Origin of the sequence: Vibrio sp. EJY3 (assembly GCF_000241385.1) — a bacterium.
In the GTDB taxonomy this organism is placed as follows: domain Bacteria; phylum Pseudomonadota; class Gammaproteobacteria; order Enterobacterales; family Vibrionaceae; genus Vibrio; species Vibrio natriegens.
In genome coordinates this window covers 1,419,851-1,441,495 of record NC_016613.1, presented here as the reverse complement: position 1 = coordinate 1,441,495, position 21,645 = coordinate 1,419,851, and the positions used below count along the sequence as shown (strand labels likewise).

Sequence of the window (21,645 nt, the reverse complement as noted above, 5' to 3'; positions counted from 1 at the left end):
TCAATGAAACGTGTCGTTCTTTACGTCAAAGATAAATGCCCCCACTGCAAAGATGCTCAACGTTATCTGGACTCGAAAAACATCACTTATCGCCTGTGCAACGCGAAAATGCAACGTGGCCGTAAAGAGCTGGATGCGCTGGGTGCCCGCTCACTTCCAGTCCTGAAAATTGGCGACCAATTGATGATTGGCTGGAATCCCAAAAACTTTGAAAAGATGTATAAAGGTGACTAGGGTCTGATTACAAATAACGTTTAACGAAATCAATAAACGTTCTGTCTGCAATCGATAAATATCCGTCTTTCCGCCACGCTAGCGCCAGATCGAGCGTCACTGGCGGATGAAACGGAATCCCCACCACATCTTTTTCATGCTGAGTGACCAGTTCGAGTAACGCCGTAATCGCAAACTCATGCTTTACGATGCTGAGGATCAATGGCAATAAGTTGGTTTCAAATGACGACTTCATGGTAAAGCCGTGCTCCTCGCTGACCTGGTCTAAAAACTCACGATGGAAGTAGCCGCGTTGGAACATCACCAATTCGTGTTCAAAAAACTCATCAAAGGTGAGTGACTCACGCTGTGCTAACTCGTGCTCTGGCGCAACAACGGCAACCATCTGGCTGGTAAACAGATGATCGGTCTCGAGATCGTCGGGTACATTGTCACAACTTATCACCCCGATATCTAACCGTCCATCAAGCAACATACTTCTTATCGAATGCGTGCCCGCTTCCACCAGCGTTAATTTCAAATCCGGGAACCGGCTCTTAAACGCCATAACGATACGTGGGAAAAAATAGCTTCCCATCATCGACGGCGTACCCAAGCGCACCTCACCTTTAGCCAACCCTTTAAGTTCGTTAATCGCGAGCTGTGCATCGTGCAATTGCTGAATGACCCGCTTCGCGTGCACCAGTAAGGTTTCGCCCTCTTGGGTTAGGCTAATCTTCTTATCTTCTCGCCGAAACAGCGTGACTCCCAGAGACTGCTCGAATTTTTTAATAGAGATACTCAAGGCAGGCTGAGCAATGTTCAGCACCTTCGCGGCATGGGTGATGTTGCCTTGCTCTGCGACAGCAAGGAAATGTTTCAGTTGCTTCGATTCCACTAGATCAAAAATATATGGTATCCATATTTTTAATATATTTTTTTAATTTACGATTAGCTGATAGATTGATCACAGTTTCTTTATATTGCGCTCTCGCATCAGGCAGGACACATGGTCATCTTCGGCACGCCAGAATACAAACGAATCACGCTCGCTCTTGCGCTGGGTTCATTCTTAGTCTTCTCTAACTTATATCAATTGCAGCCTATGTTGCCGACCTTTGCTCAGTTGTTTGCCATTTCTGAAACGCAGGTGAACTGGTTGTTTGCCTCCTCCACGCTGGCGCTCTCTTTCAGCCTGGTACCAATGGCAGTATTGTCTGAAACCATTGGGCGAAAACCGGTCATGATGGCTGGCTTATTCGCTATTCCGGTTCTGTCTGCACTGATGTTACTTGGTGATTCATTTCTGTTTTTAGTTATCTGCCGCGCCCTTATTGGTGTTGCATTGGCGGCTTTTGCTGCCGTAGCGGTCGCCTATATGGCAGAAGAACTCGATAAGCACGCCTTCTCCATGGCGATAGGTACCTATATTGCAGCCAACTCATTAGGTGGCATTGTGGGACGTATTAGTGGCGGCTTATTGGCTGACAACTTCAGTGTGGATGTAGCGATTGAAGCTATAATGGTAGTGACCCTGTTAGGCGTAATTTGCGTACATTATTTGCTGCCAAAACAACGCAACTTCACCCCTTCTTCGAGTGGATTGAGACAACAAAACCGCGCAATCTTAGGTCACTTCAAAAACCAGCGTATATGGTTCGCCATGTTGATTGGTGGCCTTAATTTCGCACTATTCGTTAACCTGTATTCAGTAATGGGTTTCAGATTGGTTAGTGAGCCGCACAACATTCCGGTCGGCTTGGCATCACTTATCTTCGTTTGTTATTTAGGTGGTACGTTCTCATCCCGTTGTGCAGGCCACTGGAGTAAACGTTACTCATCTATTTTGGGTATGTTCTTAGGTGCCATTCTCAGCATGAGCGGCATGTGGATAGCGGCAATTGAAAGTGTGGCTGCCATGCTGTTTGGCTTGCTTCTGATTAGCTTTGGCGCCTTTTTCACTCACACCCTAGCGTACGGTTGGGTGGGTCAAAAAGCGACAACCGCGAAAGCGACCGCAACGGCTCTATACCTGGTGCATTACTATGTAGGCGGCAGTCTTGGTGGATTCTTACTGCTTTACTGCTGGCAACATGGCGGATGGTCTACAGTTCTTATCGGCGGTAGCGTTGTCTATCTAGCGATGTTTAGCGCGATAGCTTATCTCAAACGCATCACACAGACACACGACACAAAGGAAAGTGAAGAAGTAGCCAGCTTGAGAAGAAGTTGATAAAGATCTCTGCTATGCTTGCGCCACTTTCAAAATGATTTAAAAATCGTATGTCAACGCGCTCAACACCAACAAACCAAACTACAGATGTAAACGCGATCACCCAACAAGTGGATCAATGGCTGAATGATGTCGTTATCGGACTGAATTTATGCCCGTTTGCAGCCAAACCGCAACGTAATAAACAAATTAAAATCTTCGTTAGTGAGGCGTCTCAAGAAGAAGCCTTGCTGGAAGATATTTTGTTGCAGTTAATTGAACTCAGTAATACAGAGCCAGAGAAGCTGGAAACGACCTTAGTCGTTGTTCCGAATATGCTCGACGATTTCTGGGACTACAACCTGTTTATTGATTGGGTTGAAGGCTTAATCAAGCAGCAAGATTGGGAAGGTATTTTCCAGGTGGCTACGTTCCATCCAGATTACTGTTTTGGTGGTGCAGAGCCAGAAGACGACGAGAACCTGACGAACCGCTCACCTTATCCGATCTTCCATCTTATTCGTGAAGAGAGCATGGAAAAGGTGTTGAAACACTACCCTGATCCTGAGTCAATCCCAGATACCAACATCGCGCGTGTTTCTGCCCTTTCAGAGGAAGAGCGCAAAACGTTGTTCCCGTATTTATTTAGATAAGTTACGGCTTATAACCTTCAGAGCGGCACCCTACTTCACTCCAAGCGGCAGATTTAATAGTCAGTTAGACTCTTGTCTCTTGGGGAATAAAGAGCGGTTTGTTATCATGACCGCTTCAATCGATTCAATGGATATCAGAATGCAACTGTCAAAGCTAACCCAAGAGATTTTTGATCACTTATACCGTGACATCACCGAGTTCCGTAGCACGTTCGATCTTCCAGTCGCAGACGAAGCGAGTCTGGATGCGCAAGCGGATACGCTACACACATCTTTGGCGATCGAAGAGCTGACTGAGCTGGCAGAAGCAGATTGTAAAACAGAACAAGCAGACGCAATCGTAGACAGCGTTTACGTTCTTATGGGTCGTCTTGTACACCTTGGTAACAGCAAAGTGGAAGACAACCTGGCGATCAGTTACTTGATTGACCTGCTACTGAACGTTGCGGTAAACCGTGGTATCGACTTTATCCCTTGCTGGGACGAAGTGCACTCAAGCAACATGAGCAAAGTGTGCCGCAACGAAAAAGAATACACAGAAACAGAAGCATTCTACGCAGAACAAGGCATCAAACTGATGGCGGTTCATCAGGGTGAGTACATCATCGCCAAATGTGCAGAAGACTTTGTATCTGAAGGCAAAACGGTACGTAAAGGCAAAGTTCTAAAATCGGTTTACTACCGTCCGGCGGACCTTAAGCCACTGACGCAATAAACAGCGACAAAAATCACATCGAAAAAACGACCCGAGTGGGTCGTTTTTTATTGCTTGAAAGCTAAGAGAGAATAGGAAAACCTATTCGAAAAGCAGATACGGTTTCTCTTCAACCATCACTCTTCTTACCTGAGTGTTGAAAACCTCTCCCAGCCCCTCTTCTGTTAATACATCCTCAGCTTTGCCTGATGAGTGCAACACGCCATTACTCAGCAGCAGCACCTTATCAGCATGCCTTAGTGTTCGGTTTAAATCATGGTTCGCGACCAACACACCTACACCTTGAGCCGCGACTTCAGCAATTAGCTGATAGAGCAGCCCCTCTTGGGCGATATCTAACGGAGCCGCAGGTTCATCCAAAATCAGTAGCTGCGAATACGGGTTGATACTGCGCCAAACCTGCAAACAGACACCGGCCAGTCTCACACGCTGCCATTCACCACCAGAAAGCGTCTGAATGCTACGGTGTAACTTATCCTGTAACTGAACAAGCTCAATTACTGCGTTTACCGCGTCACGCACTTTGCTGTCGCTGATCTTCACCCCACTAGGTAAAGACAGCGCGAGATACTGAAATACATCGACGTTAAATACTGGTCTGGATTGCTGACATAAATACCCTCTCAGGTAAGCCTGCTCAGACAACGGCATAGTGAGTAAATCCCCGCTATTAACGCTCACTTCACCACTCACAGAATCGTGGCTGGTAAGCGTGCCGGAAATCGCGGCTAACAGCGTACTTTTCCCCGAGCCGTTTGGGCCGACGACATGCACGATCTCCCCTGCGTTACATTCAAACGACAATGGTAATAGTCGGTTTCCTACCGCAATATGCTTAACGTGCATCATGACTCTTCACCAGCATCCAAATGAAAATAGGCGCACCAATCGATGTGGTCATTACGCCCAGTGGCAGTTCAGCAGAGTCGAGTAATAATCTCGCACCGATATCCGCAAACACCAACAACGCTGCACCCGCTATCGCAGACAGCGGCAACAAATAGCGATTCTCGGTACCAAATGCTAAACGCAGCAGATGAGGCACAACTAATCCAACAAAGCTGATGATCCCTCCAAGAGCGACCGAACCACCGACAAGGATTGAAATCGCTAATATCAATTTCCAACGCATTTGATGAACATCGATGCCGAGCTGAGTGGCGTGGATTTCACCTAACATCAGCTTATCGAGCGGCTTACCCTTACAGCACAGCCAAATCAAAACAGGCAACATCACTAATGTTACGGTATGCTGATACCAACTCGCCCCACCAATGCTCCCCATCAGCCAATACATTAACTGGCGAAGGCTGAGATCATCGCTGAAATAGAATGCCCAAGTAACAATTGCACTGGAGAATATCCCCAACGCCACACCAACCAACAACAAGCGTGCGGTTGTCAGGTGCATCACTCTTGCAATAGAAACCAAGATTAAGGTAAACAACATCGAACCCGCGATGGCGGCCAGCATAAAGATCAGCGGCGTCGGCAAGGTAGGAATCGCAAACATCACCAATACCATGGCGAGGCTAGCGCCACCGGAAATACCAAGCACACCCGGTTCAGCGAGAACGTTGCCTAACAGCACTTGAAGTGTTGCACCAGAGACAGCAAGCGCAGCGCCAATAATGGCGGCAGACAGCAATCTTGGTAAGCGTAAATCCACTAATAACTTGTGCTCGAATGCGGAAAGCGATTGAAAAGGAGAAAGGAAAATCTCTCCGACCATCAGGTGAATGGCAGAGAGTAATATGAGCACGGCGGACATAATCAAAAGATTGCGCTGCCAGCGACGCTCCTTGTTCAGGATAAGTTGTTGAAAATCCATAATAGCCGATAAAAACAAACGAGGCCTAACCTTACAGTTAAGCCTCGGTAGATTGCAACGACTTCGAAGCGTTACACCTAATATTTCGCGTTATGCGTCTGAAAGCTTTGCTTTAATCGTATACCAATTCGCCGTCTTCAAAGCGGGTTTTCACTTCGCAAACCATTAAAGCTGCGCGCTGACCAATGGCAACCTTACGGTTTGGAAAGACGATTGCTTCGTTATCATTCTTAGCCATCAGTGGTTTATCACCATCGTGACCGAACACTTCACCATGAACAAACGACGTAAAGTTTTCTACATCGTCGTCAAACATGAAGTCGAAGTCATCGTGTAAACGCACAATAGTACGGCTAACACGATATTTAATACATGGCTTAGGCAAATGCTCAGCTTTGGTACCTGAAACTAAATTGCGCAGCGCTAAATCAAACGCCGTCAGCTTATCTAAATCATTCTCACCAATTCGAGCAACCCGTCCAAGCTCCATTGTCAGAGCTTGCGCGCTAAAGTTTTCTGCACTGTACCAGCTGAATGTACTCGCCGGAGAGTTTGATAATAGAACCGCTTCAATGTGGCCACTATCCAAAAACTCCATTAGAGCTTGGCTTCGAACCGGATGGCGTGTCTTAGGACTCACAGCAAACGTGTAGTGTTTAGAACCACGAATTGCACAGTGTAAGTCAAGATGCCAGCGCGTTTCTGGGTCAGTACCTTTAAAGAAGTCACAGACGTGCAACTTCAGTAAATCTGCAATAGCCAACTCCTTGGTTGGAGTATGACCTTTATCATCGAATAAGCGGTTGAGGTTTTCCTCAAGAAAACGCGTATGCGCCAATGTAGACTCAGGGTGAGCGATGATGAATAGACAACGGGCATCAACCTGCATAAAACCGGATTCAATGTCTTTAATCATTGAATCGACCAGTTCCATCGGTGCCGTTTCGTCGCCGTGAATACCTGTTGAGATAATGATGTTTTTCGTCTCCTGAGTGTAGTTCTCAGGGACCACTTCTAGCACACCACGCTGATAGAGTTTTAGTGTCACTCCATTAGATAGCGCCAGCTCTGCTGGTTCTACATCAATATGCATATCTAACGTATCAGCTAAAAACGATTGGCGAAAGAAAGACTTCGTCATGCGTTACTCCTTAATTGCACGGCGGGTATGTTAATAAATTGTACAAAGAATTTTTGTTGCTGCGATCCCACTTATGAGTAGAAATCGACATTTTCAACGAAAATCCAATACCGTTTCGAGCCATACACTCAAACCAAGCAACAAACCGCTTATTTGTTAATCAATTACAAATTGTTATACCCAAGTAACCTAGTGCAAATGGCATCTCAAGTCACTTGGGTATAAGGCTGTGAACTTTAACACAGCCCTGATTAAGATCATTATGATTTCACGATATTTTTCGCGTCGAGCTCATGCACCATCACAATACTATACTGTCTGGGCTCGTTGATTAAGCAGATGCTCAAACTCATCGACCTTCTGCTGAACCAAAGCAACACTCTGCTGCCAAAAATCAGGTTTCGTTAGATCCATCGACAAATGCTTATCAACGACTTCTTCAGCGGTCATATTGCCTGTATCGCGAAGCAAGTTAAGGTAATCGGTGTAAAAGTTTTCGCCCTTTGATTCACGCTGAGCATAAATACCTTTGCTGAATAGGAAACCAAACAGGTATGGGTAGTTGTAAAAGCTCACACCTGAGATTGAGAAGTGTAATTTGCTCGCCCAGAAATACGGATCGGCTTCGCTCATCACATCACCATACCAATCTTTCCAGGTTTCAGACATCAATTCACAAAACTCTTGCGCAGTCAGTTCACCGTTTTGGCGGCGTTCATAGAATGCTTTTTCAAATTCGTAACGAACAGGAATATTTACCATCAGCGCAAGTGCAGAAGAGAGCTCTTCCCATAGCATTTCCAGCTTTTCATCGACACTTTCAGCTTTTGAAATCAGATGATCGCGAACGATGTTTTCCGCAAAAATTGAAGCGGTTTCGGCCAGCGTCATTGGGTAATAGGTCTGACAAAGCGGTAAATCACGGATAACCCAGTTATGGAATGCATGACCTAATTCATGTGCTAGCGTCATCAAGTCGGAGCGACTGCCACTCCAGGTCATAAACACCAATGGAGTGCGCGTTGCGGGCAACTTAGTGCAGTAAGCTCCTAAGCGCTTATTTGCGTTTGGCTTCGCGTCAATCCAACCGTTCTTGACCATCATTCGCACAAACTCTGACATGTCAGGGTTTACCGTTTCAAATGCTTCACAAATCACATCTATCGCTTCGTCAAAATCGTAGACTTTAGCGTCACCACTCAGGGCAGGCATAGCAGCAAGGTGATTCCACGGTTTCATCTCATCTAAACCATGCACCTGAGCCATCAGTAAACCCGCTTTTTGGCCGATAACGCGACTTTGTTTTGCTACAGCCATCATCGCATCCAGTGTTTCCGCTTGAATGCGGCTGCCATGCAAACTTGGATCGAGGAAATGGACATCTCGCTTCGTCGAGCGCTTTTTGTTTTCAGTCAGACGCCAACCAGCAAGCGCATTGAGAATGGCAGCAAAGGACTCTTGATGCGTTGCCATCGCGGTCTGTACACCGCGCCACGCCGCTTCTTGTCGGTTAAATTCAGATCCATAAAGAATACTGGCTGCCTGAGAGAAGCCAAGCTCTTCACTGCTTCCATCATCGTAATTCAGGGTTACTTTCAATGAACCAGTCAGGTTGTCGTACAGCTTACCCCATGCAGACTTGCCATCCACACTCATCGCCGCCAACAGTTTTTCTTCTTCTGTACTTAGACGAGTATCAGCCAGGTTTCTCAAGTTCTCGATGGTGAACGCCTGACCACTCACATCGGTATTTTTATGGTTCAAAACACGCGCAATAAAATCATCATCCGCGTGTGTTAGCGTTAACTCAAACGCACTGAATGCTTGCGATAACTCAGAAAAAATACGGGTCATACGCTCTAACAACGCTTTTGCTTCCGCGTTGCTTGAATCAACAGATGAATAGCAATTAGCGAAATTAAAAATCGTACGTGCTAAGCGATTTGCTGCCTCGTTGGTTAAAATGGCGTTTTGCATCACTTCAACATTCTGGCAATCCAATGACTGCTTATTGAGAAGTTCAATACATTGCTCTACTAAAGCAATGTCATCTTGAATTCGCTGATCAGCGAGATCCTGATATGCGATGGATAAGTCCCAACTTGGAGTGGTCATTTATCTTTCCTTTTTATGTAATCTGGACAACCCTTCCCTATTTGAATTGTTTTAGGGAATAAAATTGGCCTCTTCCGTGACTTTTACTATCTATGCTCAATCAAAGGTACACCTATCGAACGAACGGAGGCGTAGATTTGGTCATCAATAGTGATTGTTATATGTGTGATTGACGCATTACTGATCGCTAACGTCGAATACCAACGCGGGTTGCGCCAGTCAACGTCTAATATATGAGCGAGAATCATTCTAATAACGCCACCATGCGTGACAATCAGCAGGTTGTCATTGATATCATTGATAATTTGAGACCAGGCACTAGTTACACGCTGTGAAAATGCGTTAAGGCTCTCAGCATTGGGTAAGGTGTGTTGTGACGGAGATTGCCAGAAGGACTCTAGTTTTTTCCAATTGTCGTTCAGCATGTCAAACGGCACACCATCGAAATCGCCAAAATTCATTTCTCTTAGTTCAGAATTTTCGCTCACAGGAAGCATTTGCTGCTCGCCGATGATTTCTGCCACGTCGCTGCAACGGGAAAGTGTAGACGTAATAATACCGCTGACTTCACGCCCTTGTTCTTTCCAAGCCTGAGCAATGTCTTGCTGCTCGGACTCTTTTACCTTTAAATCCGACTGACCGTGCAACCCAGGTGCGGCATCCACTTTACCGTGACGCATGAGATAGATATTAAGCGTTTCCATGATATTGAGCCCTATGCTTTGAGTACCAGTGGTAAGCCAGCAGCAACAAATGAAACTCGCTGGCACACGTGCGCAAGTTGTTGGTTCATTCGGCCGGCATTATCGACGAAATAGCGGCTAATCGCACCAAGTGGAACGATACCCATCCCGACTTCATTAGAGACAAAGATCAACGTCGCTTGCGAGTGAGACACCGCTTCTACTAGTTTATGAACTTCTGCTTCTAACTTTTCATTTGAGCATTCATCTCCCAGTTCGAAAATCCAGTTGTTCAGCCACAGTGTCAGACAATCAATCAAAACGACGTCATCGTGATTAAAGCTTAATAGCAAATCAGCAAGATGCAGCGGACATTCGTGTTCCTGCCACCCTTCTCCGCGTTGCTTTTGATGGTGACGAATGCGATCACGCATCTCATCATCAAACGGCAATGCCGTCGCGACGTAATGCAAGCAAGCGTGTTGAGCGTCAGCAGCCTGTCTCGCGGTTTGTTCTGCTAGCTTGGATTTTCCGGAGCGTGCTCCACCTAATATTAGTTGCTTCATGATGTGTGATAAAAGGCAATAAGAGTGAGATAAACCAGTAACTCAGATAACTGTTGTGCAGCCCCTAAGCAATCGCCGGTAAATCCGCCGATTCTTTTGGTCAGCCATCGTTTAAAACCATAGCGAAATACCGCTAAGACCAGCACAATAACGGCGGCCTGAGTAACGCCAAGAAACAAAGTAACAAGGCCACCGGTGAACAGTAGGATCGCCACTTCTAATGACGACTGTTTGTTGGCAAGGGGCTTGCTTTTGGAAGTGTCGCTGTCACTGACATACGGCATGTCGTAGATAAGCGTAGCCGCCAAAGCGCGGCTGGCGGTGTATGCAACTACAATCATTAGCAAAAATTGTGGCTCCTGAGCCAGCTCGCCCCAAAAGACAAACTTCGCAAGCAGTGCAATAACCAAAGTTGCAGCGCCATAAGTCCCAATACGGCTGTCTTTCATGATAGACAGTCGTCGCTCGACAGTCATTCCACCGCCGATACCATCCGCCATGTCGGTTAAACCATCTTCATGAAATGCCCCTGTCAGCAGCAGACTAAATACCATGGTTAAAACGATCGCGACGGAAGCAGGAAAAACCAAACTCAACAGCCAAAAAGTCGCAGCGCACAGTAAGCCCAATACAACACCAACCAACGCGAAGTAGCGCCCGGCTTGGTTCATGCGAGCTTCACTGTATGGCAAATTTGCAGGAACAGGTAAACGGCTAAAGAAACTCACCGCTAACAGGAACAGCTCCCATTGATAACGCCAATTACCTGTCTTTGCTTCATGAGGTGCTTCTGACACTAAACTGTTACTCCAGCGCTCTCAAAGCTCGCCATATTGTTGTAAAACTGAGCTGCCGCTTTCACTAAAGGTAAAGCCAGCGCTGCACCCGTTCCTTCACCTAAACGCAAACCAAGGTCCAATAGAGGCTCTGCTTGTAAATACTCCAGAACAAACTTATGCCCGGCTTCCTCAGAGCAATGAGCAAACAACATAAAATCGCGCGTCTCTTCATCAAGCAGCGTGGCTATGTATGCGGCAACTGAAACAATAAAGCCGTCGACTAATACTGGTGTTTTCTGGCGTTTTGCTTCTAAAAATGCTCCTACCATTTGCACAATTTCAAAGCCACCCACTTGGGCTAACACTTCTTTCGTGCTGAGCTCATGGCAACGCGCCACACCGTGGGCAACGGCTCTAATCTTACGGTTTAACTGCTCTTGATTGATGCCAGTACCCAATCCAACACAGTGATCTACTTCCAGTGGGCTAAGTGCGGTTAACAATGCCGACGCAGAACTTGTGTTGCCTATCCCCATCTCTCCGAACATAAGCAGGTTGGAACCCGACAAAATGGCTTGCTCTGCCACCTTCGCGCCATATTCCAAACCAAGTGCCACTTGTTCTAAAGACATCGCGGTTTGTTTGGAAAAGTTCGCAGTGCCATTACCCAAGCGTTTCTCTATCAAGTTCGGATGCGATTTAAAGTCCGGTACCAGCGTATCTATCGGTGACAACATGCCACAATCGATTACTTTGAATTGAATTTGGTTAAGTTCGCAAAAACAGTTGATTGCCGCGCCGCCAGCGAGAAAGTTAGCGACCATTTGCTGTGTGACGGCGCTAGGTGCAATGCTTACGCCCTCTTCGGCTACACCATGGTCACCAGCGAATACCAGCATGGTTGGCTGACGAATTGTGATTTGTTCTACCGCTGCGCTTTGATCTTGGCTTTGTATCAGTGCCAGTTCCAAGGTGACTTTCTCAAGCAGCCCTAACGATCCAACTGGTTTGGTTTTGTTATCAATACGCGCTTGAATATCAGCGGCGAAAGTGCGGTCCATGTGTTTGGTTCCTTTTATTTATTGGGGACGAGCAATTGAGAAAGTCTTCTCTAGAGTGGCGTATTCACTTCCGCCTAAACGAGAGAGAGGGTCAACGGCTAAAGCATCCACTTTTAATCTGTCGCCTTGAGTAGTGATCACTTTCTCATCGACATAAATGTGTTCTATTTCGGCAAAAATTAAGCTCTGAGGGGTTTCACCCATCTCAATGACTTCATGCAATTTACAGCCGAATGCAATGGGTGCGTCTTTTAATCTAGGAAGTTCAAAGCCACCGAACTCAACCGTTTCCAGATTTGTCAGCGCTAATTCTGACTGTCCGTGATCTAAACCAGCAGATGAATCTGTAACCTTTTGCGCCAGTGCGCTCGAAGCGATGTGAATGACCAGCTTTCCTGTCTCTAATACATTGCGAGTCGTATCCTTAACCTCGCCAGTTGGCTTTTTACCAACAGACAGCATTAGCAAGGGAGGACGGCTGGAAACGGCGGTGAAATATGAAAATGGAGCCAGGTTGAAATTCTCTTCACCAGAGTCCGTTAGCACCCAAGCAATCGGGCGAGGAATGACCGTCTGAGTCATTAGGTGATACACCTGCGTCGGAGCAAGTGTGCTTACGTCTACATTCATTTTTCTTCCTTGATTCGCGTGTGCCGAAATAATATCGCAAATTCAAACGATAAAGAGAAACAGTGTACCTTTCTCTAAAGGTAATTCACCTACTTTCTCCTAATTACGAAAACTTTTCGCCAAATAATGTCGATTCGCTCGGTAAAGCCGTGGTGCCGTGTTTACAAGCAATCAACTTATTTCAAAAACGATGTGTGTTGTTACACTCAAGCCACGTAAAAGCTGGGTATAAGTCATTGAAATCGGCTACTATTAACTCACGCTGCTGCCATAGAGGAGAAGAGGCATGAGTAATAATACCTGTGTGATCATTGCTGGAGCCTCTGGCTTAGTTGGCAGCAAAGTGATTACTCAATTGGTGTCCCAACCGGGTATCCACACATTATATTCACTTTCCAGACGCCCTCTTACCGATATCTCAGATCCTGAGCAAAAAATCGTTCCGATGATAGACGCTGATCTTTCTATCCTAAATTGGGATGAGCAACACCTGACGCCAGAAATCGGCTTTATCTGTTTAGGAACGACGCTCAAGCAAGCTGGCAGTAAAGAGAACTTGCGCAAGGTTGATGTTGACCTTGTGACAAACGTTGCCAGGCAAATGAAAATGATCGGCGTGAAGCGAGTCGCTGTGGTTTCTAGCCTTGGTGCGAACAGTAAATCCCCTTCGCATTACCTGGCTTGCAAAGGTCAAATGGAAGCCAACATAGAAGAAATGGGATTTGAAGAAGTGGTCTTCGTCCGTCCGGGTCCGCTTGTTGGTCAGCGTAAAAATCCAAGAAATGACGAGAAAATCGTTCAATGGATTTTTAGAGTGATTCGTCCTTTCATGTTGGGGAAACTCTCTAACTTTATTCCAATCGATGCGGAATTGGTCGCCAAGGCTATGATTTATCAGATTTTCAGCTATCAAGAAGACTCAATAATTTATCTGCAACGCAAAGAAATGCTCGATTTATTGCGACACTACGAGTAGCCACAACTACGCTCAATACGTACTGAGTGACGGTCTAACGGGTCACTTACGTCAAAACATATTCCATTTTGATATATCTAATACCCGTTAATCATTTTAAAAGTTATATATTGAAAGCTATCTTACTGCCCCCTTTATCACCTCGTATACAACCCTCAGCATATTGACTGAGTACTAAGGTAAGAGTATGAATTTTGCAGTAATTGCCTCACTTGCAGTCTTTGTTGGCATATTATTCTTTCTTTTTAACCAGCAACAAAAACAAAACACACTTTCTCGTCTCGTTTTAATTGGTCTTGTCACTGGTTCCCTTTTTGGCCTTGCCCTTCAAATGATCCACGGTGAAGGCAGCAGCGTCATTTCTGAAACCCTTTCTTGGGTAGCTATTGTTGGTAGTGGCTATGTTGGCCTGCTGAAAATGGTGATCATGCCACTTGTGTTGGTATCGATGATCTCAGCGGTTGTGAAACTGGAAAAAGGCGGCTCACTGGGTAAGATTTCTGGTCTGACAATTTCAGTCCTGCTTATCACCACAGCGATCTCGGCATTAATTGGTATTTTCGTCACATCAGCGTTTGGCCTGTCGGCAGAAGGCCTGACGGAAGGGGCTCGCGAAACGGCTCGCATTGCGGTATTGGAAAGCCGTGCTGGCTCGGTAAGCGATCTAACCATTCCACAAATGCTGGTTAGCTTTATTCCAACTAACCCATTTGCAGACCTAACAGGCGCACGTTCAACGTCTATTATCGCGGTTGTTATCTTCGGTGTTCTAACGGGTATTGCAGCACGTAAAGTAATGGCCGAAAAAGCAGAACTTGAATCCCCAATCCGCACTTTCGTTGAAGCGGCTCAGTCTATCGTAATGCGCTTAGTTAAGATGATCATGGCGCTAACACCATACGGCATCGCAGCATTGATGACCAAAGTGGTTGCGACATCAAGCGCAGCGGACATTCTGAATCTGCTTGGCTTTATCGTTGCGTCATACGTTGCGATTGCATTGATGTTTGTTGTACACGGTATCCTTGTTTCTTTTGTTGGCGTTAGCCCAGCAGAATACTTCAAGAAAATTTGGCCGGTACTGACGTTTGCCTTCACTTCACGTAGCTCAGCGGCAACGATTCCTCTTAACGTAGAAGCGCAAATCACTAAGTTAAACGTGCCACCAGCGATTGCTAACCTTTCAGCATCATTTGGTGCAACGATTGGTCAAAATGGTTGTGCAGGTATTTACCCAGCAATGCTTGCGGTAATGGTTGCGCCAACAATGGGTATTGACCCACTAGAGTTCAACTTTATCCTGTCACTGATTGCAATTATCACGATCAGCTCGTTCGGTATCGCGGGTGTTGGCGGCGGCGCAACCTTTGCTGCGCTCATCGTGCTTCCTGCTATGGGCTTGCCAGTAACTATCGCTGCACTGCTTATCTCTATCGAACCACTCATCGATATGGCGCGTACTGCACTTAACGTTTCAGGTTCAATGACGGCAGGTACCATCACAAGCCGCTTGTTGAAATCAACTCATACTGAAGCGGACGCAAAGCCAGAAGAGGCAAAAGCGTAATCCGCTAGCTGCAATGAAAACCGTTCAGCACAAAACTCAAGCCGATGGTTCGCCATCGGCTTTTGCATATTTTCGAGCTGTGTAATGCTCCCATAAGTTATTCAGATACAAAGCGGGCAATAGCACCAAACCTAAACAAACGATCTCAACGACTACAATCCATCAGCGTTACTAGCCCTTGTTGAATCCATTGCTAGACAATCTCTCTCTGCATTATATGTTGCGGGCCAGCTGAGCCGCCCAAATACAATTTTCCGGTATCTTCAAAGCCACATTTGGAATAACACTGATAAGCGGCTTTATTACGACAATTTACCGTTAGTTGGAGAACCTGAAAATCAGGATAATTTGAGCGAGCGTAATCTGGCAATAACTTGATTGCTTGGGTTGCAATACCCTTTCCTTGAGATCGCTGGTCAATTAAAAGAGAGCGTATCCCCAGCGCTTTCCTACTGCCGAAGTTATACGTTTCTGAATACGATAAATCCAGAAGAAAGAAGCCAACCACTTTATCATTTTCAATAATTAAAAAAGGATGTTCGTGTTGCTGCAAAGTGGGAATAACGTCACCAACATTGCTCACCGTAAACTGTGCTTGTTCCTGCTTTACACTCAGGAACCCTATTTGTGATTTCCATTTATCACTATATTTTTCAATTGAAATTATCTTTCCCTCGATGCTTATATACCCTTCATTTCAGACCAGAGAAATAGAGTTCATACCCAAAATAGCCGTCGCTCCATGACTCGTAACACCGCGGATATAGGACGTAATATAAACCACTCGCCTAACCTGTTATACAGTCAAATTTCAAACTCAATTAGAGCAAACTTGCCAAGTGTTGGGAATCCCTCATCACGACTTATTAACAGCCCGTTTGTGGCATGCTTGTTTATAGCTGTTGTTGACAACCCATACTGACACCACGATTAAACCTACATGTAAGGGCCAACCCAGCGCCAATGTGTAGCCCACCAATTCGGATTCAGAAACCGAGTCAACACTCAGCAGAAAAACGCTCTTACACAGATAGCTAAATACCCAAATCCCGTTGACCCTTTGCCACGTAATCAAACTTGGAATGCCCGTTGATTCCCGACTTCCCTTTAAGGCTGGCGTGGTTATTTCCGCGACCAGCATAGGAATAGGCTTTTTAAACAACGAAAAGACTAAAAATACACTGGCAGTGCTGAGCGAACCCATGGCGAGTTTAAGCACAACAGCTTCAACCAGAATCTCCCTAGGAACGAAAGCTACGATGGTTAACTCAACAAAGCCGGACAAGGCAAAGGCTAACGCAATCATGCCTAACTCTTTGCGAAACAAGAGGGTTAGCAGACCATATAGTGAAGTGACTACCACTGCCGACATTAAACCAACGTACTGATAAGCCAAAAAATACAAAATTGAAGGCAGCAAGATAGTCAGAAACGAGTCGCGACTTACGACTAAACGGTAGATGACGTGAAACACAGTTACTCCATTATTAATTACAAACTGAGCAGTTGATTGATTTCGAATCCCACTAGTTAGGTGTGAAAGCCATTGATATACGCCTGCGCTTCTCGAGGGTTTGAGGTTCGCACAAATGTACTCTTACCACTCCCACTCGTCTCAACGACGTTTATTCTCTTCATCAACCTTCCCTGTTTTTATGTTCCAGCACAGACCGGTTGTAAATTGGCTGAGAGTCCTTTCCTTCCGCTATCATGCCGATTTTCATTCGAATATTGAAATAATAATCAGTGAGTTAGCGATCCATAATACAAATTAGATGGGTAAGACCTCTTAAAGAAGAGCAAGTAAATCACTTGTTAGGTGGCTATTTTTTAACGGCTGTTATTATTAACATCATTGGCCTTCTCAGTTCATCCTGCCACCCCATTTTTTCCACCATTTCATCCGAGGGTTTAGGCTCCAATACCGATCGTATTTCAAATCCTTCGGATAACAGAGTAGAGATATGCGTTTCTATTGTGCGATGATATTTAATGACTTCACTGCCTAAAAACTCTGTTTTTCTTTCCCCTTCATGAAAGTAATTATCCAAAGGCCAGTGTTGAATTTTGCTTTTTTCGTAATACCAATCTTGAGAACTATTTGAAGTGAAAATTGGATGTTCAACGGAATAACAGATAACACCTTTGGGCTTTAGTAACTTGAATGCTCTATGGAAAACAGATCTAAGATCAGCAACATAATGTAAAGCAAGGGAGCTGAATATAACGTCAAAGGATTCGTCTTCTGCGTCAAAATCTTCTATCGCACATCGCTCAAAAGTAACATTGCCTTTATCTGTTAACTCGCGAGCTTTCTCTAGCATCTTTTCTGATAAGTCTATACCTACGACGGCTTCAGCGCCTTGGCCAACGGCATACTGGCAGTGCCATCCGTAGCCACAACCTAAATCCAGTACTTTCTTCCCCGACAATTCAGGTAAGTTGGAACGAAATACTTCCCACTCACCTGCGGATTTTAGACCATCAGTTGAACGCGGCATCTTGGCGTAAGCTTCGAAAAAAGCCGGATCGTCGTATTTATTTTGTTTCACACTCAATTCTCCATTACTAAACTGGCTGGATGTTTAGCAAATATATCTATGTAAAAGGACTAATGCTGTGCGAGCCAAGTCCCTTTTAACTCTTTGTTGGGCAAATTACTGACTACTATTACTACATTCAAAAAACCTATCTCTGAACTGCATCATAAGTTCTTTCTCTTGAATTTCATCTATTGATCGCAGTGCTGGATTTTCACAAGTAACTGACTCAACAAAGCTATTGCATTCTGCTGCGCCGATTAAACAGTGTTTATCGTAATACCAATTTGTAACTGTACCATTCTCGTTCAAGATTGAAGCTGCTCCCAGCAAAGTGTCAACACCCACAAATTTGTCAAAACCATAAAACGGTTTAGCATCATAAAACGATGATTCAATACACTTTTGAATTTCGTCTACATCTTGATCTATTTGAGAAACACCACAATCTACGTACAACCCTGTATCGGGGATAGTAGATAGGACCTGAGCCTGAAACTCCTCAAATGTTATCTTTACCTTGATTGGCTCGGCACCACTCTCATTTGAAGGTTCTTCTTTATCACTATTATTGCAACCGACTAACGTTGTTCCTATAAGTAGCACTAAAACTGATTGCTTGATGCTCATTTTTGTTCCTTTTGCCTAACGCTTATAAGGCGGCTCCTAGCCATCCTTTGTTAATTATCATGCCGCCTTTCATTATGAGCTTCAAAGTAAAATCAGTGAGTTAGTGATCTATGAGACTAATTTGTTAGCAACAAGAAGCGTACAACCAAAATTGCATGGCGCAAGAAACGCAAATTCCAGATCCAATTAGCAAATCACCTCTGCGTTGGATACGAGCAGCGGTGATGGAATGGGTTGAGCATGAAGGCGGGTTTAAAGTTAGCTAATGTTGATCAAGATCGGTTCTTTCCCTTTCTTTCTAAGAAAATAAGACTGCAATCACTAAACAGTACACGTAACTATTTTATTCCCTTACATTTTGTCATAAATTAAATTCCACTATTTGCTATAAAACTAATGGAATAAAAATGGGTGTAGTACAACAATTCTATGGTTCTGGTGTAAAAGCTATTCAACACATCATAGATACTCGAATCCAAACAGGGAAATCCAGCTTCCAACGTTTGGATGAGGATAAACATGTTCCCTTTGTCGTTCCAGCCATAACGTGGGATAACGATACTAAACAAGGCTCTTTAAACAACGATCATTGGTGCTTTAAGGTTGGTTATGGTTTCAGAGAAGCTCTAGACTTACGCCTCATAGAACGAAAAAGAAATAAGAAGATTGTTAACCTTTGGAGCCAAGGTTGCATTATCTCCTTTCAAGAAGGCGACTTAATTGATTCTCGATGTGGGAAACGAGCAGTCCAAGTAACGTTTGCTTCACCTATGGGTTGGGACGAAGCAAAAAATGAAATGTTCTACGGTAGCGTCACTTATAAGGAACTGGATTTAGTTAACAACTCATCAACGGTTCACTCCCTAAATCAACTCGAATTTTTAAACATGTTGATTGAGGGGTGATAGATGCAAGAGATGACTGTTTTTAAACTCTTAGGAATTAAGTCCGGCGATGCGATAACTGTTGATAATCCTCATTCAGATCAAGGGCCAAGAGAAGTGATTCCCCTTGCATTGTCTAGAAACGGAATATCCATTCGTGCGATTGATTGTCGCCACGGGGATATTCGCTACGTTAGTGCCGAATGGACGATTTTCATGTCCGATGGTGAAACGTTAGAGCTGCAAGATTTTCCTTATATCGCTCAAAAAATGGACGAGTTTTATTCAGGTAAAATCAAACCAAAAGAAGTTAATAAAGAAATCTGTTTAGACGAAATTGAGCGTGAGTTTGCTTCTATAAATGAAGTATTGGACACACTAAACATCGATGGTTTGAAAGTAGCTATTACAGGAACTCTGCCGCTCCCGCGCTCGGAAGCTAAAGCTCTACTTGAAAGTAAAGGGGCTATCGTGGGTGGTTCTGTAAACAAACACACTTCGTTCTTGTTCATGGGCAATACGGGGCGGTATGAGATTACCGAAAAGATGCATAAGGCGCATAACTTAGGTGTGAAAATTATTACACTATAAATTACCCCCTTGAACACTAAATGCAACGCATTGTCAAAGTGCCATGCGTTGCGAATCAATCTTGAACGTTTTCTTAAATGACCGTCTCAACGCACACACCACCACTAATTAATATTGGGATAAGCCACTGCATTGAAGAAGTCGTGAGCCCAATAAAAAATGATTCAACTTTTACAGCGACTAACAACTCAAACGGAATATCAACGACTATATCTCTGCGAGCAAATTCGTATGATGTCCATTTTCCTGTATTTACTACAGGGTTTGACCACCCTTTAATTTCAACCTTAGAAACTTTATCGCTACCTTTCTTTGTTACCATTTGTAATTGTTCTGTAACAAACCTCACGGCATATTCATGTGTCTGTGCAGCTTCTCGTATGTCACCCGTTAACTTTTTGAAGTTTAACGTTGCACAAAAAAATCCTAGCAACAATAAAGCACACCTAGCTACTAATTCGCTTTTAGGAATAGTTAAGTCGTTGAGAATCATTACACCAAATTCTAAAGAAACTGAGCCAATCCCAACACCAAGTTTAGTGGCTAAAATAGCCAAAAATAAAGCATAAAACCAGACTTCAACTTTCTTCAAATAACCCAAATTTATCTCCTGACATTTAACACCCAAATAAGGTATGGGCAGACTCTGCGAACCATCTTAAACGCTAAACATAGTAAAAGTGCCATACATTACGAATCACTCTCAAATTTTTTGTTATATTTTCAGATCTCGAAATCTATTTTCAAGCCAATCTATCGCTTGCTTTGTGACTGAAATAGCTTCAGTTGCGGCAGTTTTAGTAACACTTACAGTACTATCCCCATGAACAATACGATTTCTAACTTTCAGTATATTTTCAGAGAGGTGAGTAAACTGGTCGGTTGCACCAAAATCAACTTTAAATAACGCCTTTAGTCCAGTTTCACAAAGTTGATTGACACCTGTGTGACAACCGCATTCAGGCTTTTTAGTCTGTTTTTTAATTTGCGTTTTCGATGTTAGCTCATTAATTCTATTATAAATATAGAATTCAAACGCAATTGCACACTGAATGATTACAAGCTCGTATTGTTCACTGTGCTCAAAACCCTGAGCAGAAAGAAGAAGTTGAGATACTTGGTCTTTTTCTCCACTGCCGAACTTAGCACGAAGTACTCGATCCTGTTCTGGTGAAATAAAATGCCCTTTTCCACCACTAAAGTTAACAGGCGCTAACAACGGTGACATGATATCTATGGCTTCTCCAGAAAAATATTGTACCTGAATTAGGCAACTTACCACTTCAGACTTAGATGGCACGCTAACCCAAAATTGCCCAGTAGACTCCCTATACGCATCGGTGAAACGAGAGAAATAACGTAAAGCTAACTCTAGTAAAATATCAGTTGCTTTCCCATTTGTTAAATCACTTTCCTCAATTCCATTACTTTCCAATATTTTCGGCGTAAGACAAACTGTAACATTTGTTCGAGATAACTGACCATAACGATCAACGTCAAGCTTTCCCCCAGGAGCGTAAGAGATAGCATATATCCCTGGTTGTTGCTGATAAATTCGTTGAAAACGGATTTCTACAATACTGCCATTTTCAGAAACTCGGTAAGCATTTTGTTTGCCCTCAAATAGATGGCTATCAGCTACGTCAAAAGGAACAAATGACAGAAAATTTATGTATATCCCGTGTATGGCGCTTAGTTTCTCAAACGGCTCCTTACGATTATCAACTTGCTGCATCTTAACCTCAAAAAATATAATGCTTGTTAGGCCGCTTGAACCTAGCTTTGATTCCATCATCATGCCGTCTTTCATTGGTAGGTTCAAAAACTAATCAGTGAGTTAGTGATCTATGGTACTAAT

24 protein-coding genes are annotated in these 21,645 nt (G+C 44.2%); 8 read left to right on the top strand and 16 right to left on the bottom strand.

What is annotated here, in order from left to right; genetic code table 11:
* The first annotated feature begins 3 nt into the window (after positions 1 to 3).
* Positions 4 to 234 (top strand): glutaredoxin family protein, encoded by a 231-nt coding sequence (locus tag VEJY3_RS06545; protein WP_014231652.1) that lies wholly within the window; start codon positions 4 to 6, stop codon positions 232 to 234.
* A 7-nt stretch (positions 235 to 241) separates the two neighbouring features.
* Here the strand turns inward: VEJY3_RS06545 and VEJY3_RS06540 are convergent, their stop codons facing one another.
* Positions 242 to 1,111, bottom strand: a complete 870-nt coding sequence (locus tag VEJY3_RS06540) for a LysR family transcriptional regulator (protein WP_014231651.1) — start codon at positions 1,109 to 1,111, stop codon at positions 242 to 244.
* A 111-nt stretch (positions 1,112 to 1,222) separates the two neighbouring features.
* On the opposite strand from VEJY3_RS06540, the gene VEJY3_RS06535 reads away from it, so the two are divergent.
* The 3 genes from VEJY3_RS06535 (at position 1,223) to VEJY3_RS06525 (ending at position 3,793) form a co-directional block, all read left to right on the top strand.
* Entirely contained in the window at positions 1,223 to 2,446 is a 1,224-nt protein-coding gene (locus tag VEJY3_RS06535) for an MFS transporter (RefSeq protein WP_014231650.1), read from the top strand.
* 50 nt (positions 2,447 to 2,496) lie between these two features.
* Positions 2,497 to 3,078 carry a DUF1415 domain-containing protein gene (locus tag VEJY3_RS06530; RefSeq protein ID WP_014231649.1) on the top strand — a complete coding sequence of 194 codons (582 nt, stop codon included), beginning with the start codon at positions 2,497 to 2,499 and terminating at the stop codon, positions 3,076 to 3,078.
* Between the two features lie 139 nt (positions 3,079 to 3,217).
* Positions 3,218 to 3,793, top strand: a complete 576-nt coding sequence (locus tag VEJY3_RS06525; protein WP_014231648.1) for a nucleoside triphosphate pyrophosphohydrolase family protein — start codon at positions 3,218 to 3,220, stop codon at positions 3,791 to 3,793.
* A gap of 81 nt (positions 3,794 to 3,874) precedes the next feature.
* On the opposite strand, the gene btuD is transcribed toward VEJY3_RS06525, so the two are convergent.
* From btuD to VEJY3_RS06480, 9 genes are all read right to left on the bottom strand, one after another.
* A complete protein-coding gene (gene btuD, locus VEJY3_RS06520; RefSeq protein WP_014231647.1) occupies positions 3,875 to 4,642 on the bottom strand; it encodes a vitamin B12 ABC transporter ATP-binding protein BtuD in 768 nt (255 codons plus the stop codon).
* A complete protein-coding gene (btuC, locus tag VEJY3_RS06515; protein WP_014231646.1) occupies positions 4,629 to 5,624 on the bottom strand; it encodes a vitamin B12 ABC transporter permease BtuC in 996 nt (331 codons plus the stop codon). The genes btuD and btuC overlap by 14 nt, the downstream gene beginning before the upstream one ends.
* Positions 5,625 to 5,736: 112 nt before the next feature.
* Positions 5,737 to 6,765 (bottom strand): succinylglutamate desuccinylase, encoded by a 1,029-nt coding sequence (locus VEJY3_RS06510; protein ID WP_014231645.1) that lies wholly within the window; start codon positions 6,763 to 6,765, stop codon positions 5,737 to 5,739.
* A 309-nt stretch (positions 6,766 to 7,074) separates the two neighbouring features.
* A complete protein-coding gene (locus tag VEJY3_RS06505) occupies positions 7,075 to 8,880 on the bottom strand; it encodes a M3 family oligoendopeptidase (RefSeq protein WP_014231644.1) in 1,806 nt (601 codons plus the stop codon).
* An 86-nt stretch (positions 8,881 to 8,966) separates the two neighbouring features.
* Positions 8,967 to 9,584, bottom strand: a complete 618-nt coding sequence (cobC, locus tag VEJY3_RS06500; RefSeq protein ID WP_014231643.1) for an alpha-ribazole phosphatase — start codon at positions 9,582 to 9,584, stop codon at positions 8,967 to 8,969.
* Positions 9,585 to 9,595: 11 nt separating this feature from the next.
* Complete coding sequence (gene cobU, locus VEJY3_RS06495) at positions 9,596 to 10,129, bottom strand: bifunctional adenosylcobinamide kinase/adenosylcobinamide-phosphate guanylyltransferase (RefSeq protein ID WP_014231642.1); 534 nt, start codon at positions 10,127 to 10,129, stop codon at positions 9,596 to 9,598.
* On the bottom strand, positions 10,126 to 10,926 hold the full coding sequence (locus VEJY3_RS06490; protein WP_014231641.1) for an adenosylcobinamide-GDP ribazoletransferase: 801 nt from the start codon (positions 10,924 to 10,926) through the stop codon (positions 10,126 to 10,128). The genes cobU and VEJY3_RS06490 overlap by 4 nt, the downstream gene beginning before the upstream one ends.
* Positions 10,926 to 11,969 carry a nicotinate-nucleotide--dimethylbenzimidazole phosphoribosyltransferase gene (cobT, locus tag VEJY3_RS06485; RefSeq protein ID WP_014231640.1) on the bottom strand — a complete coding sequence of 348 codons (1,044 nt, stop codon included), beginning with the start codon at positions 11,967 to 11,969 and terminating at the stop codon, positions 10,926 to 10,928. Before cobT ends, VEJY3_RS06490 begins: the two co-directional genes overlap by 1 nt.
* An 18-nt stretch (positions 11,970 to 11,987) precedes the next feature.
* Complete coding sequence (locus VEJY3_RS06480; protein WP_014231639.1) at positions 11,988 to 12,599, bottom strand: flavin reductase family protein; 612 nt, start codon at positions 12,597 to 12,599, stop codon at positions 11,988 to 11,990.
* 286 nt (positions 12,600 to 12,885) lie between these two features.
* Between VEJY3_RS06480 and VEJY3_RS06475 the strand changes: the two genes are divergently transcribed.
* Both VEJY3_RS06475 and VEJY3_RS06470 read left to right on the top strand, forming a co-directional pair.
* Positions 12,886 to 13,575, top strand: a complete 690-nt coding sequence (locus VEJY3_RS06475; RefSeq protein WP_014231638.1) for an NAD(P)H-binding protein — start codon at positions 12,886 to 12,888, stop codon at positions 13,573 to 13,575.
* Between the two features lie 187 nt (positions 13,576 to 13,762).
* Positions 13,763 to 15,142 (top strand): L-cystine transporter, encoded by a 1,380-nt coding sequence (locus VEJY3_RS06470; RefSeq protein ID WP_014231637.1) that lies wholly within the window; start codon positions 13,763 to 13,765, stop codon positions 15,140 to 15,142.
* Between the two features lie 193 nt (positions 15,143 to 15,335).
* Here VEJY3_RS06470 and VEJY3_RS06465 read toward each other — a convergent pair whose 3' ends face one another.
* From VEJY3_RS06465 to VEJY3_RS06450, 4 genes are all read right to left on the bottom strand, one after another.
* The gene (locus VEJY3_RS06465) at positions 15,336 to 15,809 is read right to left on the bottom strand and encodes a GNAT family N-acetyltransferase (RefSeq protein ID WP_041170216.1); all 474 of its coding nucleotides are present in this window, start codon (positions 15,807 to 15,809) and stop codon (positions 15,336 to 15,338) included.
* A 189-nt stretch (positions 15,810 to 15,998) separates the two neighbouring features.
* A complete protein-coding gene (locus tag VEJY3_RS06460; RefSeq protein WP_014231635.1) occupies positions 15,999 to 16,616 on the bottom strand; it encodes a hypothetical protein in 618 nt (205 codons plus the stop codon).
* Between the two features lie 349 nt (positions 16,617 to 16,965).
* Positions 16,966 to 17,694 carry a bifunctional 2-polyprenyl-6-hydroxyphenol methylase/3-demethylubiquinol 3-O-methyltransferase UbiG gene (locus VEJY3_RS06455; RefSeq protein ID WP_014231634.1) on the bottom strand — a complete coding sequence of 243 codons (729 nt, stop codon included), beginning with the start codon at positions 17,692 to 17,694 and terminating at the stop codon, positions 16,966 to 16,968.
* Between the two features lie 105 nt (positions 17,695 to 17,799).
* A complete protein-coding gene (locus tag VEJY3_RS06450; protein WP_014231633.1) occupies positions 17,800 to 18,312 on the bottom strand; it encodes a hypothetical protein in 513 nt (170 codons plus the stop codon).
* Positions 18,313 to 18,719: 407 nt separating this feature from the next.
* Here VEJY3_RS06450 and VEJY3_RS06445 point away from each other — a divergent pair, with 407 nt between their 5' ends.
* Together VEJY3_RS06445 and VEJY3_RS06440 are read left to right on the top strand one after the other, a co-directional pair.
* On the top strand, positions 18,720 to 19,217 hold the full coding sequence (locus tag VEJY3_RS06445; protein WP_014231632.1) for a hypothetical protein: 498 nt from the start codon (positions 18,720 to 18,722) through the stop codon (positions 19,215 to 19,217).
* 3 nt (positions 19,218 to 19,220) lie between these two features.
* The gene (locus VEJY3_RS06440) at positions 19,221 to 19,787 is read left to right on the top strand and encodes a BRCT domain-containing protein (RefSeq protein ID WP_014231631.1); all 567 of its coding nucleotides are present in this window, start codon (positions 19,221 to 19,223) and stop codon (positions 19,785 to 19,787) included.
* Positions 19,788 to 19,860: 73 nt separating this feature from the next.
* Here the strand turns inward: VEJY3_RS06440 and VEJY3_RS06435 are convergent, their stop codons facing one another.
* A complete protein-coding gene (locus tag VEJY3_RS06435) occupies positions 19,861 to 20,388 on the bottom strand; it encodes a hypothetical protein (protein WP_014231630.1) in 528 nt (175 codons plus the stop codon).
* Between the two features lie 114 nt (positions 20,389 to 20,502).
* Positions 20,503 to 21,597, bottom strand: a complete 1,095-nt coding sequence (locus tag VEJY3_RS06430) for a hypothetical protein (RefSeq protein ID WP_041170215.1) — start codon at positions 21,595 to 21,597, stop codon at positions 20,503 to 20,505.
* Positions 21,598 to 21,645 lie beyond the last annotated feature (48 nt).

Coding starts and splice junctions, on each gene's coding strand:
- VEJY3_RS06545 (WP_014231652.1), top strand. CDS start 4: ATGAAACGTGTCGTTCTTTACGTCAAAGATAAATGCCCCCACTGCAAA.
- VEJY3_RS06535 (WP_014231650.1), top strand. CDS start 1,223: ATGGTCATCTTCGGCACGCCAGAATACAAACGAATCACGCTCGCTCTT.
- VEJY3_RS06530 (WP_014231649.1), top strand. CDS start 2,497: ATGTCAACGCGCTCAACACCAACAAACCAAACTACAGATGTAAACGCG.
- VEJY3_RS06525 (WP_014231648.1), top strand. CDS start 3,218: ATGCAACTGTCAAAGCTAACCCAAGAGATTTTTGATCACTTATACCGT.
- btuD (WP_014231647.1), bottom strand. CDS start 4,642: ATGATGCACGTTAAGCATATTGCGGTAGGAAACCGACTATTACCATTG.
- btuC (WP_014231646.1), bottom strand. CDS start 5,624: ATGGATTTTCAACAACTTATCCTGAACAAGGAGCGTCGCTGGCAGCGC.
- VEJY3_RS06510 (WP_014231645.1), bottom strand. CDS start 6,765: ATGACGAAGTCTTTCTTTCGCCAATCGTTTTTAGCTGATACGTTAGAT.
- VEJY3_RS06505 (WP_014231644.1), bottom strand. CDS start 8,880: ATGACCACTCCAAGTTGGGACTTATCCATCGCATATCAGGATCTCGCT.
- cobC (WP_014231643.1), bottom strand. CDS start 9,584: ATGGAAACGCTTAATATCTATCTCATGCGTCACGGTAAAGTGGATGCC.
- cobU (WP_014231642.1), bottom strand. CDS start 10,129: ATGAAGCAACTAATATTAGGTGGAGCACGCTCCGGAAAATCCAAGCTA.
- cobT (WP_014231640.1), bottom strand. CDS start 11,969: ATGGACCGCACTTTCGCCGCTGATATTCAAGCGCGTATTGATAACAAA.
- VEJY3_RS06480 (WP_014231639.1), bottom strand. CDS start 12,599: ATGAATGTAGACGTAAGCACACTTGCTCCGACGCAGGTGTATCACCTA.
- VEJY3_RS06475 (WP_014231638.1), top strand. CDS start 12,886: ATGAGTAATAATACCTGTGTGATCATTGCTGGAGCCTCTGGCTTAGTT.
- VEJY3_RS06470 (WP_014231637.1), top strand. CDS start 13,763: ATGAATTTTGCAGTAATTGCCTCACTTGCAGTCTTTGTTGGCATATTA.
- VEJY3_RS06450 (WP_014231633.1), bottom strand. CDS start 18,312: ATGAGCATCAAGCAATCAGTTTTAGTGCTACTTATAGGAACAACGTTA.
- VEJY3_RS06445 (WP_014231632.1), top strand. CDS start 18,720: ATGGGTGTAGTACAACAATTCTATGGTTCTGGTGTAAAAGCTATTCAA.
- VEJY3_RS06440 (WP_014231631.1), top strand. CDS start 19,221: ATGCAAGAGATGACTGTTTTTAAACTCTTAGGAATTAAGTCCGGCGAT.
- VEJY3_RS06430 (WP_041170215.1), bottom strand. CDS start 21,597: ATGAAAGACGGCATGATGATGGAATCAAAGCTAGGTTCAAGCGGCCTA.